General features: G+C 37.8%; 20 protein-coding genes. 6 read left to right on the top strand and 14 right to left on the bottom strand.

The window, feature by feature from the left end:
* Positions 1-63 precede the first annotated feature (63 nt).
* Positions 64-468 (bottom strand): hypothetical protein, encoded by a 405-nt coding sequence (locus tag GGR22_RS11170; RefSeq protein WP_182493731.1) that lies wholly within the window; start codon positions 466-468, stop codon positions 64-66.
* 456 nt (positions 469-924) lie between these two features.
* Between GGR22_RS11170 and GGR22_RS11165 the strand changes: the two genes are divergently transcribed.
* On the top strand, positions 925-1,206 hold the full coding sequence (locus GGR22_RS11165; protein ID WP_121376520.1) for a hypothetical protein: 282 nt from the start codon (positions 925-927) through the stop codon (positions 1,204-1,206).
* 43 nt (positions 1,207-1,249) lie between these two features.
* On the top strand, positions 1,250-1,510 hold the full coding sequence (locus tag GGR22_RS11160) for a hypothetical protein (protein ID WP_182493730.1): 261 nt from the start codon (positions 1,250-1,252) through the stop codon (positions 1,508-1,510).
* 75 nt (positions 1,511-1,585) lie between these two features.
* Here the strand turns inward: GGR22_RS11160 and clpB are convergent, their stop codons facing one another.
* A complete protein-coding gene (gene clpB / locus GGR22_RS11155) occupies positions 1,586-4,189 on the bottom strand; it encodes an ATP-dependent chaperone ClpB (RefSeq protein ID WP_182493729.1) in 2,604 nt (867 codons plus the stop codon).
* Between the two features lie 127 nt (positions 4,190-4,316).
* Between clpB and ytxJ the strand changes: the two genes are divergently transcribed.
* Complete coding sequence (gene ytxJ / locus GGR22_RS11150) at positions 4,317-4,715, top strand: bacillithiol system redox-active protein YtxJ (protein ID WP_182493728.1); 399 nt, start codon at positions 4,317-4,319, stop codon at positions 4,713-4,715.
* A gap of 41 nt (positions 4,716-4,756) precedes the next feature.
* Here the strand turns inward: ytxJ and argH are convergent, their stop codons facing one another.
* From argH to fahA, 12 genes are all read right to left on the bottom strand, one after another.
* Positions 4,757-6,037, bottom strand: coding sequence for an argininosuccinate lyase (gene argH / locus GGR22_RS11145; protein ID WP_182493727.1), 1,281 nt, complete (start codon positions 6,035-6,037; stop codon positions 4,757-4,759).
* Between the two features lie 3 nt (positions 6,038-6,040).
* Positions 6,041-7,123: a M20 family metallo-hydrolase gene (locus GGR22_RS11140; protein ID WP_182493726.1), complete on the bottom strand. Its 1,083-nt coding sequence runs from the start codon at positions 7,121-7,123 to the stop codon at positions 6,041-6,043.
* A gap of 2 nt (positions 7,124-7,125) precedes the next feature.
* Positions 7,126-7,905: an acetylglutamate kinase gene (gene argB, locus GGR22_RS11135; protein ID WP_182493725.1), complete on the bottom strand. Its 780-nt coding sequence runs from the start codon at positions 7,903-7,905 to the stop codon at positions 7,126-7,128.
* Positions 7,895-8,845: an N-acetylornithine carbamoyltransferase gene (locus GGR22_RS11130; protein ID WP_182493724.1), complete on the bottom strand. Its 951-nt coding sequence runs from the start codon at positions 8,843-8,845 to the stop codon at positions 7,895-7,897. The genes argB and GGR22_RS11130 overlap by 11 nt, the downstream gene beginning before the upstream one ends.
* Positions 8,846-8,850: 5 nt before the next feature.
* The gene (locus GGR22_RS11125) at positions 8,851-9,987 is read right to left on the bottom strand and encodes an aspartate aminotransferase family protein (protein WP_182493723.1); all 1,137 of its coding nucleotides are present in this window, start codon (positions 9,985-9,987) and stop codon (positions 8,851-8,853) included.
* A gap of 21 nt (positions 9,988-10,008) precedes the next feature.
* On the bottom strand, positions 10,009-10,986 hold the full coding sequence (gene argC / locus GGR22_RS11120; RefSeq protein WP_182493722.1) for an N-acetyl-gamma-glutamyl-phosphate reductase: 978 nt from the start codon (positions 10,984-10,986) through the stop codon (positions 10,009-10,011).
* Positions 10,979-12,172 carry an argininosuccinate synthase gene (locus tag GGR22_RS11115; protein WP_182493721.1) on the bottom strand — a complete coding sequence of 398 codons (1,194 nt, stop codon included), beginning with the start codon at positions 12,170-12,172 and terminating at the stop codon, positions 10,979-10,981. The genes argC and GGR22_RS11115 overlap by 8 nt, the downstream gene beginning before the upstream one ends.
* 4 nt (positions 12,173-12,176) lie before the next feature.
* Positions 12,177-12,785 carry a GNAT family N-acetyltransferase gene (locus tag GGR22_RS11110; RefSeq protein ID WP_182493720.1) on the bottom strand — a complete coding sequence of 203 codons (609 nt, stop codon included), beginning with the start codon at positions 12,783-12,785 and terminating at the stop codon, positions 12,177-12,179.
* Positions 12,786-13,250: 465 nt separating this feature from the next.
* On the bottom strand, positions 13,251-14,720 hold the full coding sequence (locus GGR22_RS11105) for an N-acetylmuramoyl-L-alanine amidase (protein ID WP_182493719.1): 1,470 nt from the start codon (positions 14,718-14,720) through the stop codon (positions 13,251-13,253).
* Position 14,721: 1 nt separating this feature from the next.
* A complete protein-coding gene (locus tag GGR22_RS11100) occupies positions 14,722-15,582 on the bottom strand; it encodes a TolB family protein (RefSeq protein ID WP_182493718.1) in 861 nt (286 codons plus the stop codon).
* Between the two features lie 130 nt (positions 15,583-15,712).
* A complete protein-coding gene (locus GGR22_RS11095) occupies positions 15,713-16,894 on the bottom strand; it encodes a hypothetical protein (RefSeq protein ID WP_182493717.1) in 1,182 nt (393 codons plus the stop codon).
* 113 nt (positions 16,895-17,007) lie between these two features.
* Positions 17,008-18,291, bottom strand: coding sequence for a fumarylacetoacetase (gene fahA, locus GGR22_RS11090; protein ID WP_121376505.1), 1,284 nt, complete (start codon positions 18,289-18,291; stop codon positions 17,008-17,010).
* A 110-nt stretch (positions 18,292-18,401) separates the two neighbouring features.
* Between fahA and glyA the strand changes: the two genes are divergently transcribed.
* The 3 genes from glyA to GGR22_RS11075 all read left to right on the top strand — a co-directional run bounded on the left by glyA (position 18,402) and on the right by GGR22_RS11075 (position 21,620).
* Positions 18,402-19,676 carry a serine hydroxymethyltransferase gene (glyA, locus tag GGR22_RS11085; protein ID WP_121376504.1) on the top strand — a complete coding sequence of 425 codons (1,275 nt, stop codon included), beginning with the start codon at positions 18,402-18,404 and terminating at the stop codon, positions 19,674-19,676.
* Positions 19,677-19,860: 184 nt separating this feature from the next.
* Positions 19,861-21,237: a serine hydrolase domain-containing protein gene (locus GGR22_RS11080; RefSeq protein ID WP_182493716.1), complete on the top strand. Its 1,377-nt coding sequence runs from the start codon at positions 19,861-19,863 to the stop codon at positions 21,235-21,237.
* An 8-nt stretch (positions 21,238-21,245) separates the two neighbouring features.
* Positions 21,246-21,620 carry a BlaI/MecI/CopY family transcriptional regulator gene (locus GGR22_RS11075; protein ID WP_121376502.1) on the top strand — a complete coding sequence of 125 codons (375 nt, stop codon included), beginning with the start codon at positions 21,246-21,248 and terminating at the stop codon, positions 21,618-21,620.

The raw sequence follows: 21,620 nt of genomic DNA, 5'->3' as shown, positions 1-21,620 counted from the left end.
ACAAAAATAAAACAAAAAACACCAGCATAGAGCCGGTGTTTGATAAAGCTTTAATAAAGCGAATTAGGATATAACCACTGTCTGAGTAATAAATTCTGTAGCGCTTTTCTTAAACTTGAATACGTAAGTTCCTGCTTGGTTAACAGTAAACTTGTACGGCTGTGTTTTAGTTGACGGAGTAGTTCCACAGTTATTTCCAGTGTATTTCGCTTCAACCTCAATTGTTTTAGTGTTGCCGCTTGTAGCTACAATAAATTTGTTGAATTCGCCACATGAATTGTTAACCGCGAAAGTTACATTTAAAGTCACTTCTTGATTAACAGTTCCTGTTGTAGGTCCGGTTACGGCCGTAACAAATTCTTTTTCTGTGGTTTGTGAGCTTCCTGAATCGTCATCGCTGCTACATGATGTAAAAGCTGTTGAAACGAATAAAACTAAAGCCATTGTTTTTAATGCAAACTTTTTCATAGATAAAATTTTTTAAATTGTTTTTCTTAAAGATGAATAAAATCGAAAAGGTTGCTTTTAAAGTTTTCTATTTAACATCATTTCTTTTGCAATCTTTTTCTTTCCAATTGAAAACTAGAATACTATCAGAAAATTGGATCGCAATATTTTAACATTTTTCTTGTAGTCAAAGGTTCAAATAATTTTTTACTAAAAAGATCTTTTTTATAAGAATTTTAAAGCCTGATTTTATCACTTTTTTTTCCAAAACTTCCCTTGCCAGAATTGTTAAAAATGGTAATTGTATAAACATAAATTTTATAGTATAAAAAGCAAGGTTTTTTTGATGTTTTTAACACTATTTTAATAATTTATTGCGTAAAATTTAATACTTAGTAATGGTATTTGTAAATTTAAAAAGCCAAATTTGTAAGAAACCAACCAAGAATAATTACTAATCTAACCAAATGTAGCATTATGAAAAATCTAATCACTTTATTAAGCATCAAAGAATTTATCATTGAAAATGAATTAACTGATAGTGTAATGCTTGTATTACATCCTAAAAATTTTGACGAACTGGCGATGGAATATATCGTTAGTAATAATATGCAAATTGAAAGACCTTTCGAGGTTTTGGGTATCTCTATTATAGAGGACACTGACGGTGAAGTAGCCTACAACGAAATTGATATTCTAGAAGTGGCCTATGACCACCACGAAGAATTTGAATATGAGTATTTAAGAGCTGCTGTTTAATTCGAATTAGGATTGCCTCAAACTTAATTTAACCGCATTTAATATGAAACGCATAACCTTTGCCATCTCGACAGTTGGACTTCTAATTTCAGGATACGCACTTCCTGGAAGATTTGCCGATGACTCGACTGATATGGTCAGCCTATCGCTCAAAGGAGGTTTTATATTGCTATTCGTTTGTTCTTTCATTGTAAATGGATACTGTATTATAAGTTATTTCAAAAGAAAAAGAAGTTTTGGAAGAAAAAGACTTTACGGTACCAGAACAATAAGGCAGTATTATCCGCAGAGAAGCATTCGCTAATAACGAAAGTCCTTCTCAGCAAAAAAGCCTAATCAATATTATTGATTAGGCTTTTTCATTTAAACTATTTTAAGATTATTCGTTTACCAATTCGGTTTGGTTTCTGAATACTAGCTTTCCGTCAAAGCTATCCAAAAGAATAATACTGTCTGTTGTGATTCTTCCTGAAAGTATTTCTTTCGAAAGTTCGTTTAAGACTTCTTTTTGGACTACTCTTTTTACAGGCCTTGCGCCAAATTGCGGATCGTATCCTTTTTTAGAAAGATAGTCGATTGCTTCTGGAGTCGCATCAAGCGTGATATTCTGTAGAGCCAGTATTTTAGTAACCGATTTCAACTGAAGTCCTACAATCTCTTTGATATTGTTTTCGTTCAAAGGCGTAAACATCACGATATCGTCAATCCTATTGATGAATTCAGGACGTACCGTTTGTTTTAATAGGCCTAAGACTTCTACTTTTGCGGCTTCAATTGCGCTTTCCACATTTCCTTTGAGATTCTCGAATTTCTCTTGGATAATTGAGCTTCCCATGTTGGAAGTCATGATGATAATCGTGTTTTTGAAATCTGCCAAGCGCCCTTTATTGTCTGTCAATCGTCCTTCATCCAAGACCTGAAGCAAAATATTGAAAGTATCAGGATGCGCTTTTTCAATCTCATCAAGCAATACTACAGAATAGGGTTTTCTTCGAACGGCTTCTGTTAATTGGCCGCCTTCATCATAACCTACATATCCTGGAGGCGCACCGACTAAACGGCTCACGCTATGCCTTTCTTGATACTCGCTCATGTCGATTCGAGTCATGGCATTTTCATCATCGAATAGGTAAGAAGCAAGTGCTTTTGCTAATTCTGTTTTTCCGACACCAGTTGTTCCTAAGAATAAAAACGAACCGATTGGTTTTTTTACATCTTGAAGCCCAGCACGACTTCTTCTAACTGCATCGCTTACGGCTTCAATCGCTTCTTCTTGACCTACGACTCTTTTATGAAGTTCTTCTTCTAGATGAAGTAATTTTTCTCTTTCGCCTTGAAGCATTTTCATTACTGGAATTCCAGTCCATTTGGCTACAACCTCAGCAATATCTTCGCGAGTGACTTCTTCTTTTATTAAAGAATGTCCTTCATTTTCCTGCAATTGTTTTTGGAAAACATCCAATCTTTCCTGTGCTTCTTTTATTTTTCCGTAGCGTAATTCGGCTACTTTTCCATAATCGCCTTCGCGTTCTGCTTTTTCGGCTTCCAGCTTAAAGTTTTCTATTTCTGTTTTTGTAGCTTGAACGTTGTCTACGATATCTTTCTCGCTTTTCCATTTGGCAAAAATCTCGTTGCGTTCTTCTTTTAAATTTGCCAATTCTAAACCGAGACTTTTCAGTTTGTTATCGTCATTTTCACGTTTGATGGCTTCCATTTCGATTTCGAGCTGCATGATTTTTCTGTCCAAGACATCCAATTCTTCTGGTTTCGAGTTGATTTCCATACGAAGTTTCGAAGCCGCTTCATCCATCAAGTCGATGGCTTTATCCGGCAAAAAACGATTGGTAATATAGCGTTGTGATAATTCTACCGCAGCAATAATAGCCTCGTCTTTGATGCGTACCTGATGATGTGTTTCGTATTTTTCTTTGATACCACGTAGGATAGAAATCGCACTTTCAGTATCCGGTTCATCGACCATGACCTTTTGGAAACGTCTTTCTAACGCTTTGTCTTTCTCAAAATATTTTTGATACTCATCTAAAGTCGTGGCTCCAATCGCTCTTAATTCTCCACGAGCCAAAGCAGGTTTCAAAATATTAGCGGCATCCATCGCGCCTTCACCGCCGCCAGCTCCAACCAAAGTATGGATTTCATCTATAAACAAGACGATATCGCCTTCGGCAGATGTGACTTCTTTTACGACTGATTTTAGCCTTTCCTCAAATTCTCCTTTGTATTTTGCTCCGGCAATCAAAGCTCCCATATCTAAGGAATAAACGATTTTATCTTTTAGATTTTCTGGAACATCACCATCTACAATTCGGTGTGCTAAACCTTCTGCAATTGCAGTTTTACCAACACCAGGTTCGCCGACAAGCATTGGGTTGTTTTTTGTTCTTCTCGTTAATATCTGCAAAACACGGCGGATTTCTTCATCTCTTCCAATTACAGGATCGAGTTTTCCGTTACTGGCCAGTTCGTTTAGATTTTTGGCGTATTTATTTAATGAGTTGTAGGTTTCTTCAGCAGACGCAGAAGTCACTCTTTCTCCTTTGCGGAGCTCGTCAATAGCCGCTTTTAATCCTTTTTCAGTAACGCCTTGGTCTTTTAAAATTTGGGCAATTTTACTTTTTGAATTAAAGACGGCAAGAAGAAGATGTTCGATAGAAACGAATTCATCATTCATCTTTTTTGCAATAGTAGTAGCGGCATTTAAAGTATTCGAAGCTTCTCTGGACAACATGATGTCGCCACCTGAGACTTTTGGAAAGGATTGCAACGTACTGTCCAAAATCTGCTGTAGAAGTCCAATATTTACATTCAGCTTTTTAAGCAGAAACGGCGTTACGTTTTCATCAACTTCAAAAATTGCTTTTACGATATGCTCGTTTTCAATCTGCTGATGTACAGAGTTTTGAGCAATTTGTTGTGCTCTTTGGATAGCTTCTTGAGATTTTATGGTAAAATTATTAAAGTTCATAGATTAAATTTTTAAATTTGATAAAGTCATTTCAATTTATATTCCAATAGGGTAAATCTGACAAAATGGCTTAAAAAGATAATTTTTTACAAACTAAATAAGACAAAAAGTCTTAAAACCTGACGATATGAGTTTTTTTACTAACCTTTTTGGTAATTCTGATGAATCGGAATCTAAAGATACGAATCAAAATAGCTTAAACTGGAATGCTTTAACAGAATTAAAACAGTTGGACTCGATCGTGGAAGAATCGGAAGAAAAGCCGATTGTGATTTTTAAGCACAGCACGCGCTGCAGTATCAGCAGGATGGCATTAAAAAACTTTGAAAGAGAATACTCGGATGAAAATAGTGCATCGCTTTATTTCCTAGACTTATTAAGTCATAGAGATGTTTCAAACGAAATTGCACAACGTTTTCACGTAATCCATCAATCGCCGCAGCTGTTGTTGATTAAAAACGGACATTCTGTTTATGATGTTTCCCATAGTGAAATTGATGCTGAGGCTTTGAAAAGCAAGATCTAAAATAAAAAAGCCACAGAGTAAGTTTATTCTGTGGCTTGAATTTAGGCCAATTCGGCCATTTTTGAGACAATCTTGTCCAAACATAAATTGTTGATGCTTCCTTCATGCGTATGCAAAGTTTCTTTTGAAGGTTTGTAGCTTCCGTTTTCAATCTGTTCTGCAATAATTTTATAGCCATCTCTAAACGGAATTCCTTGCTTTACTAATTCGTTCAGGCTGTCAACCGTAAAAAGGTAATCGTATTTTTTATCGTTCAAAATAGTTTCATTGACTTGGATGTCTTTGATCGAAAAACAAGCAATTTCCAAGCATGATTTCAAGCTTTGTATCGCCGGAAAAAGTCCTTCTTTCAACAATTGAAAATCCCTGTGATAACCGCTTGGCAAGTTGTTTGTCAATAGCGTAATTTCATATGGCAATGCTTGAATTTTATTGCATTTTGCTCTGATCAATTCAAAAACATCAGGATTCTTCTTATGCGGCATGATACTGGAACCTGTCGTCAAATGGCTTGGAAGGCTGATAAAATTGAAATTTTGGCTCATATACAAACAAATATCCATGGCTAATTTAGATAAGGTTGAAGCCAAACCAGCCATGGCAAATGCTACTGTTTTTTCTGATTTTCCACGACTCATCTGTGCGGCAACTGAATTGTATTTTAATGTAGCAAATTCTAATTCTTGAGTCGTAAAACTTCTGTCAATAGGAAAAGAACTTCCATAGCCTGCGGCTGAACCCAACGGATTTTGATCCACGATTTTTTGTGCTGCATTCAGCAATATTATATCGTCGATTACTATTTCGGCATAAGCAGAAAGCCACATTCCAAAGGAAGAAGGCATGGCGATTTGCATGTGTGTGTATCCGGGAAGTATGATATTTTCGTATTTTTTGCTTAATGAAATTAGCAGGTCAAAAAGTGCTTTTGCCAATTTTTTGATTTCGGAAATTTCATCTTTCAGATAAAGATGAATATCAACTAAAACCTGATCGTTTCTGGAACGTGCGGTATGGATTTTCTTTCCAGTGTCGCCTAGCTTTTCAGTCAAAAGGTATTCGATTTTTGAATGTACATCTTCGAAAATATCTTCAATCGTAAAGTTTCCTAGTTGGATTTGAGCTAAGATATTTTCTAAAGTCAGTACCAAATCAGTGGCTTCTTTTTCTGTGAGGATGTTTATTTTATGTAGCATTTTAGCGTGAGCGATTGAGCCCAAAACATCATATTTTGCGAGAACCAAGTCCAATTCTCTGTCATTTCCGACTGTGAAAATATCGATTTTCTGGTCTGTCGGTATTCCTTTTTCCCAAAGTTTCATGGTTTACTGTTTAGAGTTAAAAAAATCAGTTAAAATTTTGATGTACAAATCGATGCCTTCTCTAATTTCATCCAGATAAATAAATTCATTTGCGGTATGCGAACGAAGCGAATTGCCAGGTCCTAATTTCATCGATTGGCAACTTAATACCGATTGATCAGAAAGAGTAGGAGAGCCATACGTATTTCGTCCTAAACGGATTCCTGCTTGGACCAGAGCATGATTTTTGTCAATCGAAGAAGCATTCAAGTGCATGGATCGCGGTGTTATTTTAGCAAGAATGTGTTGCTGTACGATTTCCAAAATTTCGGCATTGGAATAGCAATCGTTCACACGAATATCAACTACCAAACTGCATTCAGACGGAACGACATTGTGCTGCTTTCCCGCGTTTATTTGCGTAACCGTCATTTTTACTGGACCTAAAATTTCTGATTTTTTTTCAAATTCATACGTTTTGAACCATTCGATAATAGGCAACGCATTATAAATCGGGTTGTCTAAATTTTGATGCGCAGCATGGCTCGCAGTTCCAGGAACGACAATATCTAGAACCAAGAGACCTTTTTCAGCAATGGCCAAATGCATTTCTGTAGGCTCGCCCACAATGGCGCATTCAATTTCAGGAAGGTTTTTCAAAAGACTGTTCAATCCATTTGGCCCGCTGCTTTCTTCTTCTGCAGTTCCGGCAAAGATGAGATTGTGAGGAAGATTTTCATCAGCATAAAAATATGTGAATGTAGCTAGTAAAGACACCAAACAGCCGCCTGCATCGTTGCTTCCAAGTCCATACAATTTTCCATCTTCTTCGACAGCCTTAAACGGATTCAAAGTATAGCCTTCGTTTGGTTTCACCGTATCGTGATGAGAATTCAGTAATAGGCTAGGTTTTGACGCGTCAAAATGAAGATTGCTTGCCCAGATGTTATTATTTTCTCTCTGAAAAGGGATCTTGTTATTGCTAAACCAATGTTCCAGCAGTAATGCAGTCTGTGCTTCTTCAGAAGAAAAAGACGGCATTTCAATCAATTTCTTTAATAAATCAATTGCTTCGTTGGTTAGTTGTGTTATGGTTTTAAGACTCATAATTATAATTTTATTTTAGTCGCTACTTTGCTTTTCAAGACATTTTGATTTCCGATGATAATACTCTGAACACCATTTGCAAGCGAATTGAAACAATTTTCAAGCTTCGGAAGCATTCCGGAATGAATAACTTTTTCTTCTTTCAAGAGTTGGAATTTTTCAAAATCAAGTATTTCAATTATAGAATTTTCATCTTCTGAATTGAGAAGTACACCTTTTTTCTCAAAACTATATATCAACTCAATATCATACTCTTTAGATAAGGAAATAGCAATTTCTGCGGCAATCGTATCGGCATTGGTATTCAGCAACTGTCCGTTGCAGTCATGCGTAATAGCTGAAAAAACAGGTATGATCTTTTGTGAAAGCAAAGCAGAAAGCAAGTTGTTGTTTATGCTGATCACATCGCCTACAAACCCAAAGTCTATTGCTGTATTTTTTCTTTTTTCAGATAAAATCAGATTACCATCGGCTCCTGAAAACCCCATGCTGTTGGTTTTTAATTGCTGCAATTTGGCCACAATCTGCTTGTTTATTAAACCCGAATAGGTCATTACAGCAACTTCGAGCATTGATTTGTCGGTAATTCTTCTTCCTTCGACAAAAGAAGGTTGTAATCCTAGTTTTTCGGCAATTTCGCTGGCTTTTTTACCGCCGCCATGCACTAGGATTTTATTTCCCTCCAATTCAGAAAAATCTTGAAGAAATGTGTTCAACAATTGCTCGTTGTCAATCACATTACCGCCAATTTTTACGATACTGATTTTAGGCTTATTTTCCATTTTCCAGAATTTTTGTCAATATGGCTTGTACGGCGAAAGTCCTGTTGTTGGCTTGCGGTATTACGATAGAATCTTCGCTATCTAAAACATCATCCGAAACAATCATATTTCTTCTCACGGGAAGGCAATGCATAAATTTTGCATTGTTTGTCAGCGCCATTTTCTCTTTTGTAACTGTCCAATTAGTATCGTTGGAAAGGATTTTTCCATAATCGTTATAAGAGCTCCAATTTTTAGCATAGATAAAATCAGCATTTTTGAAAGCTTCATCTTGATTCTCCGTAATCGTAGTTCCTTCTGTGATTTCTGGATTCAATTCATAACCTTTCGGATGTGCGATGACTAAATCATATTCGGAAAGCTTCATAATTTTGGCAAAAGAATTTGGAACCGCATGTGGCAACGCTTTTGGATGCGGTGCCCATGTCAATACAACTTTTGGCTTTCTTTTAGTCTTATATTCTTGGATAGTCAACGCATCGGCAACAGCCTGAAGCGGATGTTCGGTCGCGCCTTCCAGACTGATAACGGGAATCGATGAATACTTTACAAACGAGTTGATCACCTGTTCTGCTTCGTCTTTTTCTTTATCGGTCAAAGTAGGGAAGCTTCTCACGCCAACAATGTCACAGTACTGCGAGATTACTTGTGCTGCTTCTTTGATATGTTCTGCTTTGTTGCCGTTCATGATAGTGCCGTCTTCAAATTCAAGCGACCAGCCTTCGGTATTGAGATTCATGACAATGCAATCCATTCCTAAATTTAGAGATGCTTTTTGAGTGCTCAATCGAGTTCTTAGGCTTGGATTAAAAAATAGCAGCCCTAACACTTTATTTTTACCCAATTCGGGATTTCCAAAAGGATCTGACTTGATTTTTTTGGCTGTTAAAATCAGTTCGTCCAAATCATTAATATCATCTACAGTAGTGAACTTTTTCATGTTTTTTAATTTAAAGATTGTAATGCATTTTTCAATCCAACCGCAAATTGGTCGATTTCCTTTTCAGAAATAGTAAGCGGCGGAAGGATTCTTAGAAGGTTTTTTTGGGAAGCGTTTCCCGTAAAAATAAACTGGTCGTGGATTAGTTTTTTGCGCAGTTCTGTTACGTCGAAATCAAATTCTAATCCCAACATTAAGCCTTTTCCTTTTATTTTTTTGATTTGGGATAGACCAGAAATAGCTTTGATAAAATAGTCCGATTGTTTTTTTACGTTTTGTAAAATTTCTTCTTCTTCAATAATCTCCAAAACAGATAAAGCCGCAGCGCAGGCCAGATGATTACCGCCGAAAGTAGTTCCGAGAAGTCCGTAAGAAGCCTGAAATTTGTCGCTGATTAGCAATCCGCCGATTGGAAAACCATTGCCCATGCCTTTTGCCATCGTAATAATATCAGGTTTGATGTCGTGATACTGATGGGCAAAAAACTTTCCGGAACGTCCGTATCCGCTTTGTATTTCGTCTAAAATCAAGATGACGTTATTGTCATTGCAGACTTTTTCTAGTTCTTTAAAAAACGCTGTCGTTCCTTCTTCTAAACCGCCAACGCCTTGAATTCCTTCGATGATTACGGCCGTGATTTCATGTTCTGAAATGGCTTTTTTGACGAGTTTGATATCATTCAAAGGCAAAAAGATTACAGAATGATTCGCGTTAATCGGCGCTATGATCGAAGGATTGTCAGTCACAGCAACAGAAGCTGAAGTTCTTCCATGAAAGCTTTTTTGAAAAGCAATTACTGTTGACTTTTTATTATGGAAAGAAGCCAGTTTTAAGGCATTTTCGTTAGCCTCAGCACCTGAATTGCATAAAAACAAGCTGTAATCTGGATAGCCTGAAATTGCAGTTAATTTTTTTGCCAAAGCTTCTTGCAACGGATTTTGGATGGAATTGGAATAAAACCCAATTTTTTCAATCTGTGACTTTATAGCTTCTACATATTTTAGATGGGAATGTCCGACAGAAATTACGCCATGACCACCATAAAAATCAAGATATTCCTGATTCTTGTTATCCCAGACTTTAGCTCCCAAAGCTTTGACGGGAGTGATGTTATATATTGGATATACGTTAAATAAGCTCATTTTTCTTTTTAATTTTTTTGTTTAAAATCCGCTTGGTTTTAGTTGGAGCCCGGTAGTTTCATCAAGCCCAAACATCAAGTTCATATTTTGGACGGCTTGCCCCGAAGCACCTTTCAAAAGATTGTCGATAACGGAAGTAATCAAAAGATAACCGCCCTTTTTCTCCAATCCGATGATGCATTTGTTGGTTTGAACCGCCATTTTCATGCTGATGCTTTGATTCGTAACCAACGTAAAAGGATGATTTTTATAGAAATTCTGATATAAATCGGTTATTTCTTCGATGCTTTTGTCCGTTTTTGTATAAAGCGTCGCAAAAATTCCTCTGGTAAATTCGCCTCGATTTGGAATGAACAATAGTTCGTTTTTAAAATGACCTTGCAATTCGTTCAAACTTTGCTTAATTTCCGCTAAATGCTGATGTTCAAAGGCTTTGTAGTGCGAAATATTGGAATTTCTCCAGCTATGGTGCGATGTTTCTGTCGGCTGCACTCCAGCACCTGTACTTCCAGTCACGGCATTGATATGAACATCCTCTTGCAATACATTTGCTGAAGCCAAAGGCAAAAGCGCCAATTGAATTGCCGTAGCAAAACAGCCTGGATTTGCAATATATTTTGCTGTGGTGATTTTGTCTTTGTTTAATTCCGGCAAGCCATAAATAAAGGACTCCGATTGAAAACCAGCATCATTGCTTAAACGGAAATCATTGCTCAGGTCGATAATTCTTGTATGTGATGCAAACTGGTTATTTTCCAAAAATGCTTTTGATTTGCCATGTCCCAAACAAAGAAATACGATATTTACTTCGGGATTTATTTTATCTGTGAACAGTAAATCGACTTCTCCAATCAAGTCAGGATGTGCAATTGTCAAAGGTTTTCCTGCTTGAGAAGTACTAAAAACAAAATCGATTTCTACATTAGGATGGTTTGCCAAAACTCTCAGCAATTCGCCAGACGTGTAGCCGGCGCCTCCAATAATTCCTGCCTTAATCATAATCAACGGTATTTACTTGTGAATAAATCGACTGCGCATTTCCAAGGACTTTGATAAAACCTTTTGCGTCATCGGCAGTCCAAGCATTGTTCATTTCGCCATATTGTCCAAATTTGGTATTCATCAGATCGTGGTCAGATTCGATTCCGTCCAAAGAAAAATGATAAGGCTTTAAGCTTACGGTTACAATTCCGGTTACATTTTTTTGAGTATCTTCTAGAAAAGCCTCGATGTTTCTCATCACAGGATCTAAAAATTGGCCTTCATGAAAAAGCATTCCGTACCAATTTCCGAGCTGTTCCTTCCAATATTGCTGCCATTTTCCAAGCGTATGTTTTTCTAAAAGATGGTGTGCTTTTAAGATAATCAATGGAGCTGCAGCTTCAAAACCAACTCTTCCTTTAATACCTATGATGGTATCGCCAACATGAATATCTCTTCCAATAGCAAAAGCGCTTGCTAGTTTTTCAAGAGTTATGATATTTGCCGAAGGTCTGTCAAACACGTTATTGATACCCGCGATTTGTCCTTTTTCAAAATGCAAGGTTACTTTTTCTATTTCTGTTTTTTGAAGCTGAGATGGATAAGCGCTGTCTGGTAACGGTAAATTAGATGTCAGCGTTTCTTTACCGCCAATGCTCGTCCCCCAAATTCCTTTATTGATAGAATATTGTGCCTTTTCCCAAGAATAGTCTACGCCGTTTTTTTGCAGGTAATCGACTTCTTCTTGTCTTGACAATTTCAAATCTCTGATTGGCGTAATGATTTCCATTTCTGGAGCAATTGTCTGGAAAATCAAGTCAAAACGAATCTGGTCGTTGCCAGCGCCCGTGCTTCCGTGAGCAATTGCAGAAGCGCCAATTTTTTTGGCATATTTGACGGCTTCAATCGCTTGAAAAACTCTTTCAGCGCTTACAGAAAGCGGATATGTGTTGTTTTTCAATACGTTGCCAAATACCAAAAACTTGATTGCCTTTTCGTAATAGTGGTCGATGATATCTAAATTGATATGCTGCGTGCTTCCTAGTTCATAAGCTCTTTTTTCGATAGCGTCTAATTCTGCTACATCAAAACCGCCTGTGTTTATCAATACAGTATGGACTTCTAACTGCTTTTCATTCTTTAAATATTTCAGGCAGAAGGAAGTGTCTAGACCGCCGCTATATGCTAAAACTACTTTTTTCATGGTATTATTTTTTTAAAAATGTCTGCTTGATTTGTCTCAATCGGGTCAGCACTTTTTTGTTGAATTTGATTTCTTCTGGTTTTTTGTTGTTTGGGTCATAAAGCATTCCCGTGCATAGGCACATCTTGAATTCTTTCCTTTCCAAGATGTCATAGTTGGTACAGCCTTTGCATCCCTCCCAAAACGTAGGATCTGTCGTTAGTTCTGAAAAAGGCACTGGTTTATAGCCCAAATCAGAATTGATTTTCATGACTGCCAGTCCTGTCGTAATTCCAAAAATTTTGGCTCCAGGATATTTTTCTTGAGAATACTCAAAAACCTTTTTCTTGATTTGTTTGGCAAGTCCTAAATGACGGTAGTCAGGATGAACAATGAGTCCAGAATTGGCAACAAATTGGCCATGTTCCCAGCTTTCGATGTAGCAGAATCCGGCAAATTTTCCGTTTTCTAAAGCGATAATGGCATCGTTGTTCTGCATTTTCTTTTGGATGTATTTAGGTGATCTTTTGGCGATTCCTGTACCTCTCAAAAGTGCCGAAGCTTCCATAGTGTCGCATATTTCCTGCGCAAATTTATAATGCTCTTCTTGAGCAATACAGATGGATACATTCATTTTTAAATGTATGATTGGATTAAAAAATAGGATAGAAAAATCGTGGCGGAAGGAAAAAATAGGGCGGACCTATTTCATGAAAATAACAGCAGACCTATGGCCGGAAAAAAGCCAAAGCTGAAAAATCTAAAAATAATACGGTAAAGTCAGGATAGTAAAATCCTAAGGATAAGGTTGAAAGTTTCAAAACTAAGAAAAATGAAAAATGAATAAACTAATTCGGACTCAATGTAGCTTGGCGGTACAAATTATGACCGCACAACCCGTGAAGTTTGGGTTGAGATTGTCCGTGAAGTTGTATGTAACTTGTAATTATTCATCGCTGCAAATGTAGGCAAAAAAAATAAAAAATTATGACTTTGATGTTTTTTAACAAATTGTTTATAAAAGCACATAAAAAATCTGAAGCCGTTTTTACCGACTTCAGATTCTCAATAATAAATGCTAACGCAAAAAATGCGATTGCTAGTTTTTGATAATCTTTTTTGTAAATTCTTGGTTATCAGCTTTTACGTTGATAATATAAGTTCCGGATGGGAATTTAGAAATATCGATTGCTGTTTCAGATTGTCTATCGCTGTCCAAGCTTCTAGTTTCTACTTGTTTTCCTGTGATGTCATATATCGAATAGCTGATCTCGCCTATAGAGGCTTTGTCGACTGCAATAACAAAATGCCCATCATTTGGATTTGGGTAGATTTTCACATCTAATTCAGATTTTCCGATAGAATTTCCTTCTCTGCCAGAGGTACAGCTGATGGCTGTTCTTGAAAGCGTTCCGTTAGAATTGTTGACCGAGCCGTTAGCGTTTTTGGCTTTTACATAATACGAATAGCTTGTTCCAGCTACAATCAGGTAGGTATTTAAGAAGGAATTTCCAGTTACATCTGGAGCATAAAGATTTCCGTTTCTGTAAATATCATACGAAGTTGCATTGCTGGATGTTGTCCATGTTACATTAATCGCGCTTTGTGTCCCGCTGCAAGTCGCAGTTGCAGTAATGGTAAAGCTTCCAGGTGTTGCGTTGCACACTAGGGTTGCAGCAGAAAGCGTTCCGTTAGAATTGGTTCTTGTTCCAGAACTGTTTTTTGCAATAACATAGTACGTGTATGTAGTTCCTCCGGTTACAAGCGTATTGATGTATTGTGTTCCAGAAATATTGCTGGCATACAGCGCGCCGTTTCTATAAATATCATAGCTAGTAGCATTGCTGGAGGCGGTCCAATTTAATCGGTTTTGAGTTGCTGTGCCGCTACATTCCGGAGTAAGAGTCAGAGAAAAAGTTCCAGGAGCAGCAACAGCGCTGCAAGTAAGGTTTAGGTTCGATTTCAATGCATTGAAATAGGCCAAAGCAAAGCTGTCTCTCCACGTATTGCTGTTTAGTTTTGTAGCATCAGAAGTAAAATCGACAAAACCGATTTCATTCAAGCAAGCCGTTGCAGAAGAATAACGCAATACGCCCAAATGGTACGCTAAAAAGCTATTGTCTTCTACACAACGTCTGTTAGTCCATGAACCGTGCGTCACCATATCGGCTTGAATTTTTTGGGCAAAAGCAATATCAGGAGCCGTGCTAGTATCGTCGGCTGTACAATAAAACGTTTCGGTTCCAGTTCCGCCACCCGCGTTGCAATGGATGCTCAAAAGACGGTCGGCATTCCAGTTGTTCGACATCAAGGCTCTTTGGTTGACAGAAATCCAGCCGTTGACATTGGTCGTTCTTGTAAGATGTGCTGTCCAAGTACAGCTGTTGTCAATCAAAGCTTTTGTTTTTTGTCCGACAGCCAAAGCGGTTTCAATTTCGGTAGCTGTTCTACCATCTGGATTGTCACTTGTGCTAGTTCCATAACCATGCCCAGGATCAAGGACAATTATCTGTGCGTTTACTCCTAAAGACAATAGCAATAAACTGAGTATAAAAGTTATTTTTTTCATCTTAATTCATTTTTAGAGTTGCGATAAAGAGTCTTCCGGTCTTGTCATCTGAAAAAATGACTTTGTCCTTGTGGATTGTTGGAAACATTTCAGAAATCACTTCTGTATTGGTAATCTTTTTGGTCTTTGCATTTTTGACATCAAAAAGATACAATTCAGAATTGCTTACAGTATGTCCGTTTTCGCTTTCGTCTAAAAATCCGATAAGATAACTGTCGTCGTCAGACCATGCTGTTGCTATTCCAGTACCTATTTTTCGGCCTTTGGAATTTCCATCCAAGTCATAAATATAAATGTCAGCTCCATTATGAACGGCCACTTTTTTACCATCGTTAGAAAGCAGGGCGTTGTAAAATTGCCCTTCGTCTTTGGTCACGGTCCATTGTTTCGATGTAGCCAAATCTTTAGCTTCAATCTTTAAGCTGGCCAGATTGGTATAGATAACTACTTGCTGGTCGCCTTTTTTAGAAGGTGCTCCTTTATAGGAAGGCAGGTAATTATGGTCGATGTTTTCAACCTTTTTAGAATACTGGTCGCGGATGTTGTAGTTAATTACCTTGGCATTGGAAAAATATTCTTTTTCGGATTTTTCCTTGTAATAAAAAGAATTCCCCGATTTGTCCCAAACATACGAATAACCGCTGCCAGGCTTGTCAGAAATAGGCTTGACACTATTTGTTTTTAGGTCCAGGAGATAGACACCTTTTAAATGCTCTCCAGTAAGCAAGACAAATTCTCCTGTGGGAGAAAATAGGGGATTGGTGTAAAAGCCATCCACTTCGATACGTTCGAAACTATCGATTTTTTGTGCATAAATCGATAAGCTCATGAGGAATGAGCATAGCATAGTAGTTTTATTCATAATTGATAAATTTAGGTTGTCATAAAATTAACCTATAAAATCTTATAAATAAATACTAATTATGTTAATTTATTGTAATGTAATTCGTTATCGAAGCGAAAGTTTTATTTTTACGGCTGTTTTTTAAGGATTATCTCCTGATTCTGTTTCTAGAAATAATATCCTTTAATTTTACTTTCAAGTCTTCACCCGTATCGTAAATCATCTGTTCGTTTGAAGGGAAAGGCACTGCTTTTTGATTAAAATAGGTATAATAGGATTCATCAGCAGCTCTTCTATCGCCTCTATAATTCGAGTAAATATTCTCAAAAACAAATTCGCTGGATAGCGGGAAAGTCTGCAACAATTGGCTTGTTTTATAATCTACATAATCAACTTTGGCAGTAACCTGAGCCGCTTTGAATTGCGTAAATTCATAAATATCAATCTTGATGGTTTTGAATTTATCAACTTTGATCGGATTTCCAAGACTGTCTTTCACGACATTTCCGCGAGAATCTGTCAGGTTTTTAACGCCGTCTTTTATCTGCTTCTCTTTGATAAATTGTTTTTCTTTTATTTGTTCTGGAGAAATAGTGATCTGGCGGAAGTTTACCACGACTCCAAAATCATAATCGATTCCCTTTTGCTTGCTGCTGTGGTATACGGTCCATTTGTCGTTCATGCCATTGGTGCTAAAGTCCAAAAGATCATTTTGCAAGCGTGTAGGAATGACCATGTTGGTTTCATTTTTCATATAAACGTTCACATAATCGGTACCTTTAGACAAGGCATCGTCCATCAGCTTTCGCACATCTTTAAAATTAGGATTGATCTGGTCAAGATAAGCCAAATCATCATAGGCACGGCGGACAGTCATCTTGTCTTTTGTCAACAACAACGCTTTTGCATTGTCATAAAGATATTTCGAAAGCGCATTCTTGCTGCTAACAATCTGGTCCGAATAATCATCAAAAGGAAAAATAGCATTTCTGTTTTCCTTTATGAGTCGCAAAGGCAACAGCGGACGTATTTTTTCCTGGCGGTTGTTTAATTGCACGTAAGTCGTATAAATGCGTTCCAGATTTCGCGGATTGGCATCTTTTGCCAAGAATTGGATATCACGCAGGTCGCGTTCTTTTGCTTTGGCAAAAGCTTCTTCTAATAAGTAAACATAATCCTGTTTTCCTTTTTTGTCCTTGTTAGAGCGAAGGCTGCCAATAGCATTATCGATTGCTCCATCATAATCGCCGCTGGTGAGCATGTTTGTGGTCTGCTTGACGCCGCAAGAAGCTACAACTAGAATCAAAAACAGGGTAGTAATTTTCTTCATAAAAGGTAAAATTTTAAGCAAATATATATCTTTTTTTGAAGCTGTTTTAGCTTTTATGTCCAAAACAAAAAAGCCCCGAATTACCGGAGCTTTTAAGAAGTATGTAGTTGCTATTATTTTCTAAAGAATGGAGGCAGAAGCTTACTTGAAACCTCACCAAAACCGATCCTTACGTTTTCTTTTGTACAAAAGCCTTTCATGATTACGGTATCGCCGTCATTGATGAATTTGCGTTCTGTGCCGTCGCTCAAGGTAATAGGATTTTTTCCGCCCCAAGTAAGTTCCAGCATCGAACCGAAACTGTCAGGAGTAGGCCCCGAAATAGTTCCAGAACCCATCATGTCGCCAGAATTCACGCGGCAGCCGTTTGAAGTATGATGTGCCAATTGCTGGCTCATGCTCCAATACATATATTTAAAATTCGACTTGGAAATAACCGTAGGCTCAGCGTTTTCAGGCTGTAAAGAAACTTCTAGATTGATATCGAATGTTTTTTTGCCTTTCTCTTGTAGATAAGGCAACGGCATTGGCTCTTGTTGAGGGCCTTTGGTTCTGAAAGGCTCTAGAGCATCCATAGTCACAATCCAAGGTGAGATTGATGAAGCAAAGTTTTTTGCTAAGAAAGGTCCTAGCGGCACATATTCCCACTTTTGGATATCTCTAGCGCTCCAATCGTTTAAAAGCACCATTCCGAAAATATAATCCTCAGCCTCATGTACTGGAATATTTTCGCCCATGATATTAGCATCCGTCGTGATAAAAGCAGTTTCCAATTCAAAATCAACTAATCTCGATGGACCAAAAACAGGAGTCGTTTCGCCGTTAGGCAGGGTCTGTCCCATTGGTCGGTGCACTGGAATTCCCGAAGGAACAATCGTCGAGCTTCTGCCATGGTAACCTACTGGAATATGAAGCCAGTTCGGCAATAAGGCATTTTCTGGATCACGGAACATTTTCCCAACATTGGTAGCATGTTCTCTACTCGAATAAAAATCGGTATAATCTCCGATCAAGACAGGAAGCTGCATTTCGACCTCTTCAATTTTAAAAATCACGGTTTCCCTGTGTTTTTCATTGTCTCTTAACTCGGCATTAGTTGCATCAAAAATATCAGCAATTCGGTTTCGTACCAATCGCCATGTCTTTTTTCCGTCGGATATAAAATCATTTAAAGTGTCCTGCATGAACATATCGTCCGTCAGGTCAATTCCTTCAAAATAGTTTAATTGCTGCAAGGCACCCAAATCAATGGCGAAATCGCCAATCCTAGTTCCGATTGTGACAACATCATCTTTGGTTAGAAAAACTCCAAAAGGTATATTCTGTATCGGAAAATCGCTGTCTGTTGGGACTTCTAGCCAAGATTTTCTGGTTGGGTCGTTAGCTGTTATAGGCATTATTGTTGTTAGTTTATTTGTTTATAAATCAAGTATCAAATATATCGTTATATGGCATTTTAACAAACGCTTTTCGTATTTTTGTCCTCAAATTAACAAAAAATTATCAAATGCAACGCGACGAACAAATTTTTGACTTAATATTAGAAGAACAAGACAGACAAATTCACGGTTTGGAACTGATTGCTTCAGAGAACTTTGTAAGCGACCAAGTACTTGAAGCGGCAGGATCTATCCTGACAAATAAATATGCCGAAGGCTATCCTGGCAAAAGATATTATGGAGGCTGCGAAGTAGTTGACGTAATCGAGCAGATAGCAATCGACAGAGCAAAAGCATTGTTCGGTGCTGAATATGCAAACGTACAGCCGCACTCTGGTTCTCAAGCGAACACAGCTGTTTACCATGCTTGCCTAAAGCCTGGCGATAAAATTCTTGGTTTTGATTTGTCTCATGGAGGACATTTGACACACGGATCGCCAGTAAACTTTTCTGGAAGATTATACAATCCTGTATTTTACGGAGTAGAGCAGGAGACAGGCCGTTTGAACTACGACAAAATCCAAGAAATTGCTACAAAAGAACAGCCAAAATTGATTATCGCAGGAGCTTCTGCTTATTCACGTGATATGGATTTTGCTCGTTTCAGAGAAATTGCTGACAGCGTTGGCGCTATCTTGATGGCTGATATTTCGCATCCGGCTGGGCTTATTGCTAAAGGTTTGATGAATGATCCGATTCCACATTGCCATATCGTAACGACTACGACACACAAGACATTAAGAGGGCCTCGCGGTGGGATGATATTGATCGGGAAGGACTTTGAAAATCCATTCGGAATCAAGACGCCAAAAGGAGAAATCAGAATGATGTCGTCTTTAATTGATGGTGCTGTTTTTCCTGGAAACCAAGGCGGTCCGTTAGAGCACATCATTGCGGCTAAAGCGGTTGCTTTTGGAGAAGCTTTGTCTGACGAATTCTTTACCTATGCAAGACAATTGCAGAAGAATGCCAATGCTATGGCAGAAGCTTTCGTAAAAAGAGGCTACAATATTATTTCTGGCGGAACTGACAATCACATGATGCTGATTGATTTGAGAAACAAAAACATTTCAGGCAAAGAAGCTGAAAATGCTTTAGTAAAAGCCGAAATTACCGTAAATAAAAATATGGTACCGTTTGACGACAAGTCGCCATTCGTTACTTCAGGTATCCGTGTAGGAACTGCTGCGATCACGACTCGTGGTTTGGTTGAAGCGGATATGGAAACAATCGTTGACTTGATTGACCGAGTAATCCAAGACCATACCAACGAAGAGCTTTTAGAACAGATAGCTGACGAAGTAAACGAAATGATGAGCGAAAGACCGATTTTCGTATACTAAATCATGTAGAATAGTCTTTTAAAAACCCATACAAATCGTATGGGTTTTTTATTGCCTGAAATTTTTTTCAAAAAAAACTTACCTAATAATTTGTTCGTACGAAAAATTTCCTACCTTTGGTTTGTTCAAGAATAATTTATGTTCTAAAGGGAACCATCAATCAAATCAATCAATCAAAAAACAAATGATAAAATTAGTTACACTTTCCGCTTTATTTTTAGTCCAAGCGGCCATCGCGCAGACAAAAACCGAAAAATTGGACAGCCTTTTCATGGCGGTTGAAAAAGATAGCTCTTTTAACGGGAATGTCTTGATTGCAGAAAAAGGCAAAGTCATCTATGAAAGATCAGTGGGATATGCCGATTTCAAGACCAAAGAAAAGCTAAAAAGCAATTCCGTTTTTGAATTAGCTTCTGTCACGAAACAATTTACTGCCATGGGAATCGTTCTTTTACAAAAACAAGGAAAGCTTTCTTATGACGACCCAATCAGCAAATACCTGCCAGAATTATCGATGTATAATGATATTACGATAAAAAACCTGCTAATACATACAGGAGGGCTTCCTGATTATATGGAACTGATGAGCCAAGAAGAAAATAACGACGATTTCGCTACCAACCAGACTATTATCGATTTATTTGTCAAGCTGAAACCAGCAGTCTTATTCAAGCCAGACGAAAAACACGAGTACAGCAATACCGGTTATGCGTTACTGGCTACGATTATTGAAAGAGCATCTAAGCAAAGTTTTGGCGACTACCTGCAAGAAAATATCTTCAAGCCATTAAAGATGAAAGACACGAGAGTCTACAGAAGATGGTATAAGCCGGAGAAAATACAGAATATCACCCACGGACACATTTATTCCGACAGCCTTAAGCAATTCATTTTTCCAGATGATATGGGCAAAAAGTATTATACCGTTTATCTTGACGGAATTGTAGGCGATGGTATGGTCAATTCTACAGCATCTGACTTGTTGTTATGGGACAGAGCTTTATATACAAACAAGCTGGTCAATGAAAAAGACAAAGAATTGATATTCAGTTCCTACATTACCCAAGACAAGCTACCTACCAATTATGGTTTCGGATGGGGTATATCATCCAGCGAAATTTACGGAAAGGTCGCATCACACAGCGGAGGCTGGTCTGGATATGTAACGTACATTGCCCGCTATCTCGATCGCGACTATACGATAATTTTGTTGCAGAATGTATCGTCAAGAAAAACAAAAATTCCGCAGAAGCAAGTCAAAAACATCCTGTTCGGAACTCTTTACAAAGCAGACCGTAAGAAAGTAGAAAAAGTGGCCGGCACCTATAAAAACGAAAAAGGAGACGAAAGAGAATTGTTTTTAGACCAAGGCAAGCTCTATGTAAGGCTGAATCCCGAATCTAAAATAGAGCTTATTCCGATTGCCGAAAACAAGTTCTTGGCAGACAGCTACCAGCCCGAAGTTTTCTACGAATTTGTCGCAGACAACAATAAGATCGCCAAATACATCGTCACACAGCCACAGCTGTCGGTACGAAAAGAAGCAATAAAAATTAAATAGAAAAGGATATGCAGTCAGAACCCACAAAATCAGAATTAGAAATCTTGCAAGTATTATGGCAATCAGGGCCAGCAACAGTACGATTTGTAAACGACCAGCTCAACGAGCAGAAACGATCTGTACAATACACCTCAACCCTGAAATTGATGCAGATCATGACTGAAAAAGGAATGCTTGTTAGCGATAAGACCCAGATGAAACACGTCTACAGTCCGGCAATAGAAGAGAAAAAAACAAAAGGCTTTCTTCTCGAAAAATTTGTAGACGCGATGTACAATGGTTCCAGCAGCAGCCTGATGATGCAGCTGTTAGGAAACAAAAAAACTTCAAAAGAAGAAATCGAAGAAATTCGAAACTTATTAGACAAATTAGAAAACGAGTAG

Source organism: Flavobacterium gossypii (assembly GCF_014138495.1).
GTDB classification, from domain to species: Bacteria; Bacteroidota; Bacteroidia; order Flavobacteriales; family Flavobacteriaceae; genus Flavobacterium; species Flavobacterium endophyticum.
The sequence above is the reverse complement of the archived record's forward strand: the minus strand, read 5'-3'. Positions and strand labels throughout refer to the sequence as shown.